A 210-nucleotide genomic window follows, 5' to 3' on the forward strand; every position below is an offset into this window, starting at 1 on the left:
TATGCCGGCAGCCGGGCGATGGTGGTCTATGACCTGCCGCTCAACGAGGTGGTATTCGATTTCTACGACAGGCTGAAGTCGGTCACCAAGGGCTATGCCAGCTTTGATTACCAGATGATCGGCTACCGGCAGGACAACCTCGTGAAAATGTCGATCCTCGTCAATGATGAGCCGGTGGACGCCCTGTCGACCATGGTCCATCGCGACCGG

General features: G+C 57.6%; 1 pseudogene. It reads left to right on the plus strand.

Annotated elements, in window-relative coordinates:
- A pseudogene (locus A3728_RS15010) lies at positions 1-210 on the plus strand (elongation factor 4); the annotation flags it as partial.

Source organism: Sulfitobacter sp. HI0040, from assembly GCF_001634885.1.
Classification (GTDB): Bacteria; Pseudomonadota; Alphaproteobacteria; order Rhodobacterales; family Rhodobacteraceae; genus Sulfitobacter.